General features: G+C 31.0%; 1 protein-coding gene. It reads left to right on the top strand.

All coding sequences use genetic code 11. The features are described 5' to 3' along the window. Positions 1-646 (top strand): MFS transporter (locus ABS911_RS15140; protein WP_350468237.1); only part of this gene is annotated, 646 nt, incomplete at its 5' end. Between the last annotated feature and the right edge of the window lie 509 nt (positions 647-1155).

Here is a 1155-nt window from a genome sequence, read left to right on the forward strand (position 1 = left end):
CACAAAGGGAAAAACAATTTTTCATGATCTGTTTACCAATTATTATATTGCTGCTAAAGATAAACGGTGGGTTATTTTAATTTTAGGGATTGCTCTTTATAGCGCTGCAGAATTTTCATTACAAAACTATACTGGAATTCGTTTATCAAAAGAATTTAAGCCAATCACATTATTTTCTGTACCTATTGACGGTGTGAGGATGCTTAGTATTTTACAAGTGATCAACACTATTATGGTTGTTTGTTTTACATTCATTGTTTCAAGGTTAACAGAGAAGAAAAACGAACGCACTGTTGTACTCATTGGATTATTGGTTTATGTGACCGGGTATGGCTTAATGGCTTCTGCCAATAGTATTTACTTCTTGATTCCATTAGCAATTATAGCAACCATTGGAGAATTGGCTTCTGCTCCTATTCTAAATGCCCGTCAAGTGAGTTTGATACCCGAAGACAAACAAGCTTCTTATTTAAGTTTTGCTTCTCTTTCTTTCCAAGGTTCTCAGCTTTTAGCTGCTTTAGGGTTAACATTAGGTGGTTATCTCGCTGCTGGATTAATTAGTGGTTACATTATTATTTTAGGTATAGCCGGTATTTATTTTGTTATTTCTAGCTTATACACTAATAAAGAAAAATCTATCATTTAAATTTTCATATTACTTTCACCCTTTTTAGTCATCTTATATGTCATTATTCAACTTAGTGTAATCAAAGCTGACAGCGAAACAAATACTAAACTTTGGGTAGTTGGCTTAATTTTTTCAGGAATTGTATGTGAGTTGATTAAGCGGATTGGCTTTTATCTTATATACTTATGAGGTTAGTCGTCATTGTCACTAGTTTTAAAGTTTATTTATGTTAGTTGCTTCCATTAATTACTTCATTGGAATTCTGTTACCTTTTTTATTCAATACTAAAAAACAAACGATCTGATACCAAGAATCAATTCATTTTATTTAATCAATAAGCAAAGTAAAAAGCCTATGAGCGGTTAAGTAAACACGTTCATAGACTTTTTTTGGTTTAAAGCCCTATTATTTCATTATTTACCTTTCAACGTTTATAATTGGTTTATAGATTAAATCAATCTTTTTTAGTTTCATTTGTAAAGTCACTCTATTTCTTTAGGCAATCGTTACTCTCTCAGTATTTGTAT

The organism is Carnobacterium sp. (genome assembly GCF_040274425.1).